This window comes from Acetobacter sp. P1H12_c, from assembly GCF_018811975.1.
GTDB classification, from domain to species: Bacteria; Pseudomonadota; Alphaproteobacteria; order Acetobacterales; family Acetobacteraceae; genus Acetobacter; species Acetobacter persici.
Genome location: NZ_JACRVR010000048.1, coordinates 1 through 15,173, shown reverse-complemented (window position 1 = coordinate 15,173; position 15,173 = coordinate 1). Strand labels below are relative to the sequence as shown.

Annotated in this window: 14 protein-coding genes; 8 read left to right on the top strand and 6 right to left on the bottom strand. The window is 58.2% G+C overall.

Annotation, left to right across the window (positions count from 1 at the left end; all coding sequences use genetic code 11):
- On the bottom strand, positions 1 to 464 hold a 464-nt coding region (locus KP699_RS14910; RefSeq protein WP_305828573.1), incomplete at its 3' end, for a 3'(2'),5'-bisphosphate nucleotidase CysQ.
- Between the two features lie 144 nt (positions 465 to 608).
- Between KP699_RS14910 and KP699_RS14905 the strand changes: the two genes are divergently transcribed.
- Positions 609 to 2,078 (top strand): leucyl aminopeptidase, encoded by a 1,470-nt coding sequence (locus KP699_RS14905; RefSeq protein ID WP_215763179.1) that lies wholly within the window; start codon positions 609 to 611, stop codon positions 2,076 to 2,078.
- Positions 2,079 to 2,155: 77 nt separating this feature from the next.
- Here KP699_RS14905 and KP699_RS14900 read toward each other — a convergent pair whose 3' ends face one another.
- The 3 genes from KP699_RS14900 to KP699_RS14890 form a co-directional block, all read right to left on the bottom strand.
- Complete coding sequence (locus KP699_RS14900; protein WP_215763178.1) at positions 2,156 to 2,809, bottom strand: hypothetical protein; 654 nt, start codon at positions 2,807 to 2,809, stop codon at positions 2,156 to 2,158.
- Between the two features lie 248 nt (positions 2,810 to 3,057).
- On the bottom strand, positions 3,058 to 4,482 hold the full coding sequence (locus KP699_RS14895; RefSeq protein WP_215763177.1) for a DUF2252 domain-containing protein: 1,425 nt from the start codon (positions 4,480 to 4,482) through the stop codon (positions 3,058 to 3,060).
- A 115-nt stretch (positions 4,483 to 4,597) separates the two neighbouring features.
- Positions 4,598 to 6,808 carry a TonB-dependent siderophore receptor gene (locus tag KP699_RS14890; protein ID WP_215763176.1) on the bottom strand — a complete coding sequence of 737 codons (2,211 nt, stop codon included), beginning with the start codon at positions 6,806 to 6,808 and terminating at the stop codon, positions 4,598 to 4,600.
- A 63-nt stretch (positions 6,809 to 6,871) separates the two neighbouring features.
- Here KP699_RS14890 and KP699_RS14885 point away from each other — a divergent pair, with 63 nt between their 5' ends.
- The 6 genes from KP699_RS14885 to KP699_RS14860 all read left to right on the top strand — a co-directional run bounded on the left by KP699_RS14885 (position 6,872) and on the right by KP699_RS14860 (position 13,295).
- Positions 6,872 to 7,477 (top strand): hypothetical protein, encoded by a 606-nt coding sequence (locus KP699_RS14885; RefSeq protein ID WP_215763175.1) that lies wholly within the window; start codon positions 6,872 to 6,874, stop codon positions 7,475 to 7,477.
- A complete protein-coding gene (locus tag KP699_RS14880) occupies positions 7,474 to 8,448 on the top strand; it encodes a cytochrome-c peroxidase (protein WP_252347121.1) in 975 nt (324 codons plus the stop codon). Before KP699_RS14885 ends, KP699_RS14880 begins: the two co-directional genes overlap by 4 nt.
- A gap of 314 nt (positions 8,449 to 8,762) precedes the next feature.
- Positions 8,763 to 10,196, top strand: a complete 1,434-nt coding sequence (locus KP699_RS14875) for a cytochrome ubiquinol oxidase subunit I (RefSeq protein WP_077930249.1) — start codon at positions 8,763 to 8,765, stop codon at positions 10,194 to 10,196.
- A 2-nt stretch (positions 10,197 to 10,198) separates the two neighbouring features.
- Positions 10,199 to 11,230 (top strand): cytochrome d ubiquinol oxidase subunit II, encoded by a 1,032-nt coding sequence (cydB, locus tag KP699_RS14870; RefSeq protein WP_025827876.1) that lies wholly within the window; start codon positions 10,199 to 10,201, stop codon positions 11,228 to 11,230.
- Positions 11,231 to 11,241: 11 nt separating this feature from the next.
- Positions 11,242 to 11,364, top strand: a complete 123-nt coding sequence (locus KP699_RS14865) for a DUF2474 family protein (RefSeq protein WP_212356256.1) — start codon at positions 11,242 to 11,244, stop codon at positions 11,362 to 11,364.
- Between the two features lie 215 nt (positions 11,365 to 11,579).
- Entirely contained in the window at positions 11,580 to 13,295 is a 1,716-nt protein-coding gene (locus KP699_RS14860; RefSeq protein WP_215763180.1) for a M28 family metallopeptidase, read from the top strand.
- A gap of 239 nt (positions 13,296 to 13,534) precedes the next feature.
- Here KP699_RS14860 and KP699_RS14855 read toward each other — a convergent pair whose 3' ends face one another.
- Together KP699_RS14855 and KP699_RS14850 are read right to left on the bottom strand one after the other, a co-directional pair.
- Positions 13,535 to 14,173: a septation protein IspZ gene (locus KP699_RS14855; RefSeq protein ID WP_215763174.1), complete on the bottom strand. Its 639-nt coding sequence runs from the start codon at positions 14,171 to 14,173 to the stop codon at positions 13,535 to 13,537.
- Between the two features lie 169 nt (positions 14,174 to 14,342).
- Entirely contained in the window at positions 14,343 to 14,789 is a 447-nt protein-coding gene (locus KP699_RS14850; protein ID WP_212373862.1) for a DNA polymerase III subunit chi, read from the bottom strand.
- A 237-nt stretch (positions 14,790 to 15,026) separates the two neighbouring features.
- On the opposite strand from KP699_RS14850, the gene KP699_RS14845 reads away from it, so the two are divergent.
- The coding region (locus KP699_RS14845; RefSeq protein WP_215761524.1) for a transposase at positions 15,027 to 15,173 on the top strand (147 nt) is incomplete at its 3' end.

The window sequence follows — 15,173 nt, the reverse complement described above, 5'->3', positions numbered from 1 at the left end:
GGTGGTGTGCGGGTGTGGATAACGGTGGTGCCGTTTTGATCCCGGCGTTCGGCAGGCAGGCCAATACCGCCGGTATAAAGCTGATAATAGGCAGGGAGAGCCATGGCCCCCAGAACGGCACGGCTGCCCCGCACAAGGCCAATATTCACTGTAAAATCATCCCGCCCGGCCGCAAATTCCCGTGTGCCGTCCAGCGGGTCCACCAGCCAGTAGGTGTCTGACACAGCGCTGCGCAGGCCCGCAGCCATTTCCTCTTCCGCAATCACCGGGATTTCCGGCACGGCGGCGCGCAGGCCTTTCAGGATATGTGCTTCTGCCGCGTGGTCCGCTTCCGTCACCGGCGAGGAGTCGGTTTTGGTCAGCGTTTCAAACCCCCGCGCGCGGATGGTGCGGATAATTTCGGCGGCTTCTTCCGCCAGTCTGGCGGCAAGGGCCAGCAGGTCAGCGTCTGTATTGGTGCTCATGCTGCCACCATACGCCAGGAACGGCGGCGCGTCATGCCCTGCCTGTTTTTTTAAGGCGGTTCCGGCTGTGCTCTTGCCAAGGGGCGAGGCGGGACGTACCCAAGTCAGGCAAAAAGCTTAAGGCGTTTATGGAGGCCAGTCATTATGCTTCAGATTTCCTTTTCCCCCGAAACCCTGCCCGATGGCGGGGCACTGGCTCTTCTGCTGGCCGAAGGGCAGGCCCGTCCGGCCATTTTTGCCGAGGCCGACAAAGCGACCAACGGTGCGCTGAGCCGTGCGCTTGAGGCCGATGACTTTACCGGCAAAGACGGCACAACCTGCGTTGTGCTGGCCCCCGGTGCTGGCTTTTCCCGCATTGTGCTGATCGGCGTTGGCAAGCTGGACGCTTTTGGCGCGAAAGAAGCCGAAGCCTCTGGTGGCGTTGCGGCCTCCGCTTTTGGTGCGCAGGAAAAAGCGACTGTTGCTCTGGGCAATGTGCCGCAGGGTTTTGCGGCGTCTGTCGCGCAGGGTGCTGTGCTGGGGGCGTATCACTTCTCCCTGTATCACAGTGCTCCGACGGTTGAGAAAAAGCATCGTCTGGCTGCTGTGACTGTTCTGACGGCTGACCCGGCTGCGGCCGAGGCCGCGTTTGCGCCGCTCTCCGCTGTGGCGCGCGGAGTGATCCTGACCCGCGATCTGGTAACAGAGCCAGCCAACGTCCTGAACCCCGAAGAATTTACCGCGCGTGTGACCACGCTGCGCAGCCTTGGGCTTGAGGTCGAGGTGCTTGAGCAGGCCGAGATGGAAAAGCTTGGCTTTGGCGCGCTGCTGGGTGTGGCGCAGGGCAGTGCAAACGCCCCGCGCACAGTTATCATGCGCTGGAATGGCGGCGCGAAGGATGACGCCCCGCTGGCCTTTATTGGCAAAGGCGTGACATTTGATTCCGGCGGTATTTCCATCAAGCCTGCGGCAGGCATGGAAGAAATGAAAGAAGACATGGCCGGTGCCGCGACCGTGACCGGCCTCATGACAGCGCTTGCAGGCCGCAAGGCGAAAGTGAACGCTGTTGGCGTGATCGGGTTGGTGGAAAACATGGTGTCCGGCACGGCCCAGCGCCCCGGTGACGTTGTGCGCAGCGCCTCTGGCCAGACGATTGAAGTGCTGAACACGGATGCGGAAGGGCGTCTGGTTCTGGCCGATATCCTCTGGTATGCGCGTGAGCGTTTTGCTCCAAAACTCATGGTGGACCTCGCCACGCTGACGGGGGCGATCATCATCAGCCTTGGGCATGAATATGCAGGCCTGTTCTCGAACAATGACGATCTTTCTGCCAATCTGACGGCAGCGGGCGCGGCAACGGGTGACAAGCTGTGGCGTCTGCCGATGGGCGCTGAGTATGACGCCATGCTGAAATCCGACATTGCGGACATGAAGAACATTGGTGGCCGTCCGGGTGGTTCCATTACCGCCGCCCAGTTCCTGAAACGCTTTGTGGGGGAAACTCCGTGGGCGCATCTGGATATTGCCGGAACAGCATGGAGCAAAACTCCGCGCAACGGCCAGCCCAAAGGGGCCACCGGCTTTGGCGTGCGTCTGCTGAATGAGTTTGTGCAGAAAAATTATGAAAACGCCTGACGTTTTCGGTTTGGTGTGTTGTGAAAAAGGGCCTCTTTGGGAGGCCCTTTTTATCATTTGCAATGGGATTTTTTGTTTTATGCTAGTTCAATACTATGCTGCTTCCAGTACTGTGGTAGATCAATATTCGGGTCGATAATTCCCTCTTTAGTGGCACATACGACGAACACTAATTGAGGGTGCTTCCCAAATTGAAATATAGAAATTAAAAGATCATCTGTAGAAAAATATCTATAAAAAAAATCTTCTGATACGTTTTTCCCATTTCGCATCATGATGGGCTTTCCAATTAAATTTGATATAATTTTCTGAGCTGGTTCAAGATTTAAGTGCTCAGTCAGGACATTTGTCCATATAATTTTTCCTGAAAAGATGGATTTACAATGCATATACCAAGCAGTTTGAGCAAACCATATGCACATATTGTCAAGTAATCTATTAGATTCAGGTCCAAGCGTACAACTACGCCATCCCGTCAACCCTATTTTGTCCACGTTAGAAGAGGAACCAAATCGCGTTTTTAAGTAGGTTTTGCTAGCAACAGCTGATTCTGTCTTGAGTTCCTGTGCAAGAACCGGATTGTTGTTGCGGACCCCTTGGAACGTATTCTGAAAACTTTTAATATTTGTTTCGTTATCGAACCTAATAATTCTAACTAATAACGCTAAAGATTGCTCATCGAGACGTTTGCTATGGTTACAGGAATTGCAGGCGGGAAATTCATATCCCATTGGCCAATTTCGTTCTTTAAAAAATGTTCGCGGCGGAAAGTGATCAATGGTTGTGGATGGAAGGCCGCAGTAGCAACATTTAGTATGCTCTGCGAGGAAAAGTTGTTTTCGGTTCCTAGCTTGTCCCATATTTCCCTTTGAGCATGTGATGATCTATTTAAGGTCTAGCTCTATTTCTTGTATATTGAAGGAAGTCACACATCAAATTTTAACATTTTATATACCTGAAGATTTTTGTTGCAATACTGTTAACCAGTTGTTGTTTTTTCGTCTTTGGACAGTTTTGCAAAAATCCGCCCTGCTTTGATTGCAGCACAGAAAGTTTTCCAGTCGGCTTTGGTCTGGTCAGCGTAGGCGGTGGAGAAGCTGGCGATGGCATCGGCAAAGGCGCGGCCTGCGCCGAGATAGCCGGAAAGGGTGGCAACGTCACCAGAGCGGGCATGGGCACGGGCCAGCGTGCGGCCGCACAGCAGCGCGTAGTCCGGCAGGCCAATCTGGGCAAATTCCGCGCCAATGGCGGCAAGCCGCTGGTCTTTCAGGCGGCGGACGTAAAACTGCCGCTGGCCGGTAGGCTGGGTGCCGGTCTCACCGTCCACTTCGTCTGTGCCGCCGCTATGCGTCCAGCCCAGAAACGCATCGGACGCAGTCTGCATAATGCGCTGACCGGTTACCACCCGCTCGCCCTGATTATGGAACGGGGAGGGGGCCAGATGCGGAGCAAGGACGGAGGTCTGTGCTTCCTTGATCTGGAGCAGCAGTACCTCATTATCCGGTGTGGCAAACAGGCCGATTGCGCAGAACGTGCCCACGCTGCCCACCCCCACAACCTTGAAGATCACATCCTGCAATGTGTAGCGTGAGAGCAGAATGGCGCGTTCCGGCGGCTGGGTGGCGAGGTAACGGGCAAAAGCGGCGCGGATAGTCTCATCCTGTTCCGGCAAGCGCATGACGAGCGGCGGCTTTTCCGTCAGGCGCGGGGCTCCGCCGTTGTCCGCCACAAGGCCGAAGTGGCTGCGCGCACTTTCCAGCCTGGCATCCAGCAGGCTCTGCACTTTTTTGCGGGCCTGCTTGTCCTGAAAACCGGCGATGGCGGCGGCAAGGTCAATCCGTTCCGCCCAGATGGCCAGCGGGTTCAGGGGTGCCAGATAGGCCATTTCCTGCGCATAAGCCTGCGCCATGCTGCGGGCCAGAGCGCTGGCGGCTCCGTCGGACAGGCCACCTTCCCGCCCGGCCAGTACAAGGGACGTGCCCAGATGCTTTACATCCCATTCAAACGGGGCGGACAGTGTTTCATCAAAATCATTGATATCAAAAACCGGCACCCCTTCCGGCGAGGCATAGCTGCCGAAGTTGGCCAGATGGCAGTCACCACAGCTTTGCACTTTGGGGCCTGCGGCGGGTGTTCCGGCCAGATCCGCCGCCATGACAGCCGCCGCCCCACGCAGGAAAGCAAAGGGTGAGGCCGCCATGCGGGCATAGCGCACAGGCAGCAGCGCGCTGATGCGGTGCATGCCTTGCTCTACCAGAATGGAGACCGGGTCCTGCCTGTTTTTGGGGGCCTGCCACTCCGCCTGCCGTGTGCGGGGCGTGCGTTTGCGCAGCTTGACGCCCTCGGCATGGCGGAGGGCGCGGGGACGGAGGCTGGCAGTCGGGGCCGGAGGGGCTGAGGTCATACGGTATTTTTAGGCACAGCCCGGAGGCCGTGCCAACAGACTAATCTTAACGCTGGTCAGCCATGCGTCTTGATCATCTCTGGCTCCGGCGTCTTTCTGAAAGTTTTATAAGGGGTTATCCGGAGATTTTCAGATTAACGTAAAAATTCCGCCCCTGCTCCGGGTAGCCGCCCACCATCTGATAGTTCTGGTCCAGCAGGTTGGAGGCATTCGCGCCAATCTGCACATTGGGGGTGATCTGGTAATCCACGCGGGCGGAAATGTTCACGTTATGCCCGGTGCGGAAATAGGTTGTGCCGATGGAGTTCATGGTCCAGCGGTTGGAGGAAATAGCGACGTTCGGCACAAAACGCAGTTTTTTAATGGGTGACCATTCCACATAGGCAAACGCCTTATGCGTGGGCACATCCGTAGGCCGGTAGCGCGGGGAAGAGCCGGGGGCGCTCACATCCTGATGCGTATAGGTATAATTCCCGCCCAGCAGAAGGTTTTTACGCACCGGAATAGCCAGAGAAATTTCTGCCCCGGCATAGTTCCCGCTATTGATGTTCCGGCTCTGGGAGACGGTTGTGCCGTTATACTGCACAGGGAAAGAGGCAATCAGGTCTGTCAGGTGAGAATAGAAAAGGGCTCCGGCTACCTCAATCTTTCCAAAGGTGTGGGAACCACCCAGCTCATAGTTCTGGGCGCGTTCCGGACGCAGGCCGGGGTTGGAAACCGCGCCGCCAAACCGGGTGCTGAAACGCTCAAACAATGTCGGGAAACGGACGCGGTCTGACACGCTGATATGCAGTTCAGACACGGTGTCCGGCCGCCAGCTCAGGCGCGCCTGCCCGTTGGGTGCTCCGCGGTTGCGGGTGGGGTAATGGATAATGCCGCCGGAATACCCCTGCGCGCGGTCCAGCACGCGCCAGTCATAACTGACGCCGGTGGTCAGATCCAGATTAGGCAGAAACCGAAACACGTTTTCACCCGCAATGCTGTAGCTTTCCTCAACCGAGGTTGTGGTGGGCTGATAGGCTCCGCTGGGAAAAACCTGCTCGTGCTCGGCATGTTCATCACGCCGGCCATAGAACGCAATGCCCAGCGTATCCCGGCGTGAAATTTCCGCATCCAGACGCACATTCCCGCCCCATGCGGTATCATTATAATAGCTGTTAAATGCTTTGGGTTTTGTCTGCGTGTTCAGGCTGGCGTTATCAAAACTTCTCAGAAGATTATAGAAGGTATTGCGATACAGGCGGGAGCGCAGGGTGAGCCTGTCGCTCAGTCTGGTGCGGGAGGTGAGGGAGAGGCTGTCCAGATCCCACGCGGGCCATGTCCAGTCCTTTTGCGCGCTGAGGGAATCTGTCACGCTGAACGGCGCGCGTTTTTCACCGCTCTGGCGGGTGTAGTTAATGGTGTATTCATCCGTGGCGTTGGGTGTGTAGCCAACTTTAAAATTAACGCGCCAGTCCTGAGAATCTGTCAGCAGCCGTTTGCCTTTGCCCTGCGTGGGGGTGGGGTCATAATTGGAGGACAGATCGGTATGGTCCACGTTATTGATGGCAAAGTTGGCCTGTGCGTACCATTTTTCATGTTTGGTGCCGATCAGCCCGAACACATTATAACCGGAATACCCGCCATCATGCCCCAGCATGGTGCCGCCGCGCAGTTCGCCTTCCAGTTCCTTGTGCGGTTTGCGGGTGACAAGATTGACCATTCCGCCCATGGCGTCCGGGCCGTCCAGAACCGAGGCATAGCCTTTGGCAACCTGAATTTCCGCGATGTCGGGTGTTAAAAAGCGCCCGTAATCCAGCCGGTTATCCGCAGGCAGATAAATGCGGATACCGTCCACCATCAGCGGCACCTGAAAACGGTTGAACCCGCGCACCAGAATAGTGCGCTCGTTGCGCGTGCCGCCGGTACTGGCGGAGTTGACACCGGGGATCAGGTTCGCGGCTTCATCCAGCGTGTTTTTGTTCAGAGTATAAATAGCATTGGCGGAAACGGTGGAATTCCCGACCAGCGCATTGCGGTGCGGGGTGCCGAAGACCGTAATTTCACCGGGGCCGAAAATGTCGGATGCGCCGCGTTCCGCCACCACGCTGTTATAAGGGGGGCTGCCGGTGGTCAGCGCATCATAGGCGCTGTCCGGGCGGGTCTGTGGGGCCGCAGCGGGGGGTGCGGAGATTGGTCTGGAAGCCTTCTTTTTAACCTGACGCAGGTCCGGCGTGGTGGTCAGCGGGGCAGGTGCTGCAAGGGCCGCCCCTGCGCTGGTGGAGAGCAGGCTGGCCAGTGTCACGGCGGAAAGGGTGCGCGTGGTCACCGGGAGGAAGGCTTTCATTTAGGGAAAGGGTCCTTTATCAATATACAATATCTCACGGTATATAGAGGGGGCGTTCGGCTTATGGCAATCACGAAACAAATTGCGTTAAAATCTGTGGCAGTTTTATCACTTGGTCTGACAATGGCCGTGGGAATATCTGCCGGGCGGGCTGCTGCCGCGCAGGCAGGAGAGGCCGGGCAGATGCAGGCTGGTGCGCCGCATCATGCAGGCCACGGAATGCAAAACTGCCCTAAAGAGGAAGCCCCTTTGCCAGAGGCGCTGAAAGGCTGGGCGCAGCCTGCTCCCATTACGGCAGCTGCAACATCGCGGGATCTGGAAAGTGTCAGGCTGACCGCAGGCAAGGCCGTGGCCGCACACCTCCGTTCCACGGCAGACATGCAGTATGTGGTGCGGCCCGAGCAGCCGGGCGGCAAGGTGAGTTCCAGCGGCATGTTTGCGTTTGATGTGCCTGCGGCCGGGACATATCGCGTGATGCTCGGCAACCGGGCGTGGCTGGATGTGGTGCAGGGCGGCAAAGCCATTCTCTCTTCTGGCCATAATCATGGGCCTGCCTGTAGTGGTATTGGCAAGATGGTCGATTTTCCGCTGGAAGCCGGTCGTGCGGTGGTTGAAGTAAGCGGCAGCGGTAAGCCGGACATGACGCTGATGGTGATCAGGACCCCATGAGGCCAGCCGTAGCTGTGCTGCGTTTTCTGGCGGGGGTGTGTCTGTTCTCCGCCGTGTGGGGGGCGTCTTGCGCGGCCGCACCGGCACAGACGCCCTCTGTTATGGCGGTGGATGCCCGTGCTCCGGCTGTGTCTGGCCCCGTTGCGCTTTCAGAACAGGAGGCGCGCATCCAGCTTGGGCGGCGGCTGTTTTATGATGCGGATTTGTCGGGTGATGGCAGTATGGCCTGCGCCTCCTGCCATGAGCAGCGCCATGCGTTTGCAGATGGTATGGCAACCCACGCCGGTATTACGGATGAGGCCGGGGTGCGCAACGTCCCTTCTCTTGGGAATGTTGGTGCTTTCAAAACCCTGACATGGCTGGACCAGCACATCACCACACTGGAACAGCAGGTAGCGACGCCGGTTTTCGGGCACGGGCCGGTGGAAATGGGGATGTCCGGCTGGGCAACGCTCCTGCATCGGGTATCCGGGGAAGCCTGTTATCAGAAACTCTTTGCTGCGGCCTTCAAAAAGGATAACGGACGGATTGACGCCCGCACCGTGCCGCAGGCGCTTGCCGCGTTTGAGCGCACCCTGATCTCCCGGAACAGCCTGTGGGATCAGGCGCAAAAGAAACAGGCGGTTCTGCCCGCGCCAGCGCAGCGCGGGGCCGTTCTATTTTTCGGCCCAGCGCAGTGTGCGGCGTGCCACAGCGGCTTTTTGCTGAGTGATCAGTCCTTCCATAAGATCAATACAGACCATCCGGCGCGGATCAGAACGCCCTCCTTGCGCAATGTGGGCGTGACCGCGCCGTATCTGCATGATGGCTCAGCCCCTACGCTGCGCGCCGCACTCCAGGCCCATAGCCACAGCCCCGCGTTATCCGCGCAGGACGAACAGGCGCTGGAAGCGTTCCTCCAGACACTGACGGACCCGGATTTTCTGCATAACCCGGCTTTTGCCCTGCCGCCGGAAACCTGCCCGATATAGACCTTCTGGCTTTTTTACTGAGCCTGTCTGCTGAACCCGCTGTTGCCGGATGGTCACAGTCTGCGCGCTTTCCGGGCGTTGCACCGGAGAGCATGCGCAACCTTCCCCTTTGTGCTGCGTCCAACATAACGCCTGCTTATGATGTCATGATGACAAACGCTTTGTCGTCCGCACGGCTCTGGTGCAACACCCGGACACCATGCGGTGACATTTCAGGCACTGAGATCGGGAATGTTTCGCACTGAAACCACGTTCGTGTCGTCGAAGACCAGTTCCTGAAGGCGCGTACGTTCTGAACATGGAGTACGAGTCTCGTGGGCGCACTGGACCCCTTATTTCTGGCACGACTGCAATTTGCGTTTACTGTCGGATTTCACATTGTTTTTCCCGCCTTTTCCATCGGGCTGGCCGCGTTTCTGGCGGTGCTGGAAGGGCTCTGGCTTAAAACCGGGCGGCAGGTCTATCTGGACCTGTTCCGTTACTGGCTGCGGGCTTTTTCCATTGTCTTTGGCATGGGCGTGGTCTCCGGGCTGGTCATGTCTTATGAATTCGGGACCAACTGGGCGCAGTTTTCACAAAAAGCAGGTCCAATTCTGGGGCCGTTGCTGGGTTATGAGGTCATGACGGCCTTCTTTCTGGAGGCGGGCTTCCTCGGCATCATGCTGTTCGGCATGAACAAGGTTGGACGGAAACTGCATTTTTTCGCTACCTGCGTGGTGTCCCTCGGTACGCTGATTTCCATGAGCTGGATCCTCTCTTCCAACTCATGGATGCAGACGCCGCAGGGTTATGCGATTGAACCCGGAACCGGCCGTTTTATCCCGGCGGACTGGTGGGCCATTGTTTTCAATCCGTCCTTCCCGTTCCGGCTTGTGCATATGGCGCTGGCAGCGTTTTTGTGCGTGGCCTTTGCGGTTGGCGGGGTCGGGGCCTGGCATCTGCTGCGCGCCAGACGCGCAGGGCGCGCGCCGACGGAGGCCGTTAAAATCATGTTCTCCATGGCCATGTGGATGGCGGCCATTGTCGCCCCGCTGCAAATTCTGGCCGGGGATACGCAGGGGCTGAACACGCTGAAATATCAGCCTGCCAAAATCGCCGCGATTGAAGGGGACTGGGAGAGCCAGAGCCGCGCACCGGAACTGTTGTTTGGTATTCCGGACATGGAGCATGAAACGACACGTTACAAGGTGGAAGTGCCGCTGCTCGGCTCGCTTATCCTGACTCATAGCCTTGAGGGAAAAGTACCGGGCCTGAAGGATTACCCGAAGGACCAGCGCGCTCCGTCTCCTGTTGTGTTCTTCAGTTTCCGCATCATGGTGGCGCTGGGCATGCTCATGGCGGTGCTGGGTGTGTATTCGCTCTGGCTGCGCTGGCGCGGTCGGTTGTGTTCGGATGTGCTGTTGCAGCGTTTTGCGCTGCTCATGGCCCCGGCAGGCTTTATCGCCATGCTGTGTGGCTGGGTGACAACGGAGGTCGGGCGGCAGCCTTACACGGTTTATGGCCTGCTGCGCACGGCAGAAAGCGCCTCACCCGTGGCGGCTGGGAGCATCGCCTCGACACTGGTTGTGTTTGTTATTGTCTATTTCATTGTTTTTGCCTCGGGCATCAGCATCCTTCTACGCGGTTTTGCGCAGGAACCCCATGCGGGTGAAGCCGGGCCAGATGCGCACGCCCCCCAGCGGGCGGCCTCCATGCAGGCGGCTGTTTCGGGCACCGCGGCAACAGGCATTACAGGGAAGGAAAGCTGATCATGGATCTGACAGGTGCAGCCTACTGGCTTCCCATTGTCTGGGCGGTTCTCGCGGCAATGGCGATTTTTATCTATATCGTGCTGGACGGGTTTGATCTCGGGCTGGGTATTCTTTTTCTTGCCGAGCGCAACAAGACCTATCGGAATGTAATGGTGCAGACCATCGCACCGGTCTGGGACGGTAACGAGACATGGATGATTTTTGGCGGTGCAGCGCTTTATGGCGTCTTTCCCAACGCTTATGCCACCATCCTGCCTGCCTTGTATCTGCCGGTGCTGATCATGCTGTTTGCGCTGATCATGCGTGGCGTGGCGTTTGAATTTCGGTCCCGGATGCACACGGAAGCAATGCGGGATGTGTGGGATATCGGGTTCTGTGGTGGCTCACTGGTCGCAGCGATAATGCAGGGCGTTATTCTGGGCACGCTGGTTTCCGGCATTGCTGTGGAGAATAATGCGTTTGTGGGCGGCAGTTTTGACTGGCTGGCGCCGTTCCCGCTGTTCTGCGGTCTGGCTGTGGCGGTTGGTTATACGCTGCTGGGGGCCACATGGCTGGTCTGGCGCACAGAAAGCACGTTGCAGGACACCATGCGCAGGTGGTCCGGCCTTCTCTCCCTCGCCATGCTGGGTATGATTGCCGCGGTATCCCTCTGGACCCCCGCGCTGCACGTGACATACATGCAGAACTGGACGGACTGGCCGCGTATTCTTTTTGTGGCCCCTGTGCCGGTGGCTGTGCTTGTTCTGGCACTGGTCATGGTCCGGGCGCTGCGGGGCGGTGTTTCTCGCCGTATTCCGTTTTTCTGTGCTCTGGGCTGGTTTTTTCTATCTTTTTCCGGACTGGGGATTTCCATCTGGCCGTATATCGTGCCACCGGGCATGACCATCTGGCAGGCGTCGGCTCCGCCTTCCAGTCAGGCGTTTCTGCTCGTGGGCGCTGCGGTGCTGATTCCGCTCATTCTGTCCTACACAGCTTTTGCGTATCATGTTTTCCGTGGCCCGGTGAACGAGCATAGCGAGAGCTACCATTGAGGGAGGCGGCAATGCAGCACACAGCAGAACGCCCGTTGTGGCTCAGGCTGCTCTGGTTTGTGGGCCTGTGGGCTGGGGGTGTTGCCGGGTTAGGTGTTGTGGCTGGCGTCCTGCGCCTGCTGATCCATCCGTAAGCGGTCCATAGCCCGGCAGGGAGGGTGCTAAGGAACAGGGTGCATCCAGTTTTCCGCTGGAGGCACCCTGTTCGTTTTTGTGCTGTGCTGTTGCTTTATGGAAACGGTCCTGACTATTCTCTCAGGCTTTATTTTTTTCTGACCCGCAGGCAGGACACAGCATGATGCGCAAGACAGACCACACACTCCGGAGCAGACTTGTCCGTCAGGGAGGCATGCAGGGCCTTCGGCGTGGTCTGCTGGCCTGCGCTGCGTCCGCCACGGCACTTGTGGTGGCTGTGGGGCCGCTGGGGCTTTCTGTTGCGGCACAGGCGAAGGAGGTTTCTCCGTCCGTTTATGCGCCCATCAGCCCGGAGCGGATGTCTGACGCCATGAAGGTTCTGGGGAGCGATGCGTTTGAAGGTCGTGCGCCCGGTTCTCCCGGTGAGGCAAAGACCGTCGCATGGCTGATTGAGCAGTATAAGCAGATTGGTCTGGAACCCGCCGGGGAGAATGGCGGCTGGACGCAGCGTGTGCCGTTGCAGCATACCCGTGTTGGCAAGCCGGACCTCCTTCAGGTGGCATTTGCCAAAAACACGCTGAAGCTGGAGCAGGCGCAGGATGTTTACTTTACCACCGCGCGCGGGGTGGACCGCCTGACAATCCGCAATGCACCGCTGGTTTTTGTGGGCTATGGCGTGCATGCGCCAGAGCGCGGATGGGATGATTTCAAAGATGTTGATCTCAAAGGCAAGATTGCGGTCTTCCTGATTAACGATCCTGATTTTGATGCAAAACCGGATGAAGCCGTAGCCGGTAAATTCGGTGGTCGCGCCATGACCTATTATGGCCGCTGGACCTACAAATATGAGGAAGCAGCCCGTCGCGGGGCCATTGGCGCGCTGATTGTGCATGATACGCCCGGTGCCGCGTATGGCTGGTCCACCGTGATTGCACCGGGTGGTGAGTCTTTTGATATCGCGCAGAGCGGGGAAGCCCAGCCTGTGCTGATGCAGGGCTGGATTTCCACCCCGGCGGCCACAAAGGTTTTTGCTCAGGCCGGGCTGGATCTGCCAGCGTTACGGGTGCAGGCGCGTCAGGCCTCCTTTAAACCTGTGACCTTGCCCAAGGCCCGGTTCTCTCTCGATGTGCCGGTAGAGGTCTCCCATCTGGAAAGCCAGAACGTGCTGGGTAAGCTGACGGGCAGCAAACATCCCGATGAAACCGTGATGTTTGGCGCGCACTGGGATGCATTTGGCATGAGCAGGGATGCGCAGGGTCAGACCGTTATTCGTCACGGCGCGATTGATGATGGCTCTGGCGTTGCGGGCGTGCTGGAAATTGCCCGCGCATTTAAGGCTGGCCCGCGGCCTGAGCGCACGGTGATGTTTGCCTCATGGACGGCTGAGGAACGGGGGCTGCTTGGCTCCGCATGGTATGCAGCCCACCCGATGGCTCCTCTTGAAAAAACCGCTGCCAATTTCACGATGGATGTGTTGCAGATGGCAGGGCCTTCCCGCAACGTCTTTATGGTCGGGGCCGGGCAGGATACGGTGCAGGATGATATTGCCGCCGCTGCGGAAAAACAGGGCCGCGTGATGCTGCCGGAAGCCATGCCCGAACGCGGGGCGTTCTACCGTGCCGACCATCTGCCGTTTGCCCGCGCGGGTGTGCCGGTGGCGGCCCTTATGGATATGGCGGGGTATCCGGACCTGCTGAACGGGGGCGTGCCTGCCGGGCGGAAATGGTTGCAGGATTATATGGTCTGCTACCATCAGGCGTGTGATGCGTGGAGCCCGGACTGGGATGTGCGCGGTGCGGCGGAAGATGTGGCCCTTCTCTATACAGTTGGCCGCGGTCTGGCGTTTTCACAAAGCTGGCCGCAGTGGAAGGCCGGTTCCGAATTCGCGGCAATCCGGGCTAAGGGCGCTGCCGTGCGGGGTGGCCAGTAAGCCACTTTAAAAGCAGGCAGATGTCCGCAGGCAATGCCAATGGGGAGTGCGTTGTAGCAATGGCGGCAAAGGCCCAACGCGCGGTATGGAACTGAATGGCACCCCCAAAAGCAGTTCTGGCTTTAGCGGCACAGAGACGCCGGGGGCTGGCCGTAGGGCAGGCGGGGGCAGGTAAGACACGCCTGCTGGGGGTGCGGGTTGGGTGACGTATTCAACTGCCGGGGGCACTGGCAGGCGGATTATCTGGGTGTGAGCGGTGCGGGCGCTGGCACCGGCGCGGGTGTGGTAAACCAGCCCAGACGCTGGCAGAGCATAAACACTCGGCGGCCGTTCATGCTGATCAGCATCATGACCCCGAGACTGACCCAGCTGATAACGGTGCGGAGCATGAGCGCTTTTGTCAGGGGGAAGGCCGTCATGACCCAGAGGAAAACCCCGGCGCGCGCGACAAAATAGGCAGCCCACAAGACGGTAAAAGCCCTGAAAAACTGTATGATTTCCGGACGGTCTTTTGGAATGGTGTCCCCGTTTCTGGAACTCGCGGCGAGACGCATGATCAGCGGTTCTTCCCCCACGGCTCCTGCGGCAAAAAATGCTGCTGTGATAAGGTTGGAGACTGTAGCTTCATACCGCAGCATGAACGGTGTTTTGGCGTACAGATCAACAAGACCAAACACCATCGCCATGATATTTGAGAACCACCATAAAGCCGGAAAAGGGCGGCGGGTTGTCACGCGCCAGATAACCTCGGCCACAATAAAGGCGAGGGTTACGGCAATGGCCGGTTTGATACCAAACAGCAGGAAAACCGCCCAGTACAGGATCAGACTGCCAAAGGTATGAAAGAGACTGCCCAGGGTACCCGTTAATCGTTTCATTCTGAGTGTTCCTGAGCGTTTTCCATCGTCTGGCAACCGGGTGCCTGTAGCAGCACTATGGGCATAATTTTCAGGCTATGTCGCGTGAAAGAACGTGGAGCGTTCAAGGTGTGAGCGTTTTCGCGCTCAGTGTGTTTTTAATGCATATCCGTTACGATTCAAAACGCTCTTAGCGGGCGCGCTTCCAGCCCCGGTCTTCCTGCCGCCAGTAGGCCAGATCATGCCCGGCGGCTTTCATGGCGGTCCATCGTCCTCTGGCTGCGGCGACGGCGGCTTCATCCTGCCCGTCAAACAGGTCAAACACCCGCTCAAAAGGGGGATTGTCCGGGCAGGTGCGGCTTTCCAGCAGGAACAGGAACGGGGCGGCGTTAGGAACGTCCTCGCCCAGTGTCAGCCAGATGGGTTGCAGGTCCGGGCATAAAATGCCTTCGCTGCCGTGCGGGAGCCATGCCGGGTCCGACACTTTCCATAAGGCTTTATCAACCGCATCCAGCAGCGGTTTGCCAGCGCACCACACCACAGCTTTCTGCCTGCTGGCCAGTGTGCGGGAGAGCAACTGGGGCAGAGCATCCTCCACACTGGTGCGGGTGAGGTGATAAAAGCCGATCTGCGTCATGCGGGGCGGGTCCTGTGCTCGGGCATGGCGGCAGTCTATCAGCTTTTGGCGGGGAATCAGAGGGCCGGTATGTGTTGCGGGTATGTGCGCCTCCCGCAGGGGAACGATTGTGAGGCTCCCGCGCTGGCTTGAGTATTAGGGCGTGTCGTCAGTTAAACCCTGAGTGTGGCAGGTGAGGGTTGTACTTTGTGTCTGCGTGTGCTGACTGTTTTCCCGTTTTTTGGGGGAGACAGACAGATGCGACGCTATAGTTTACGCGATGACCAGTGGGAGCGGATACAGGATCTTCTTCCCGGTCGAGAAGGCTATGTCGGCGGCACTGCGGTGGACAACCGTTTGTTCGTGGAGGCGGTGCTGTATCGCTATCGCGCGGGTATTCCATGG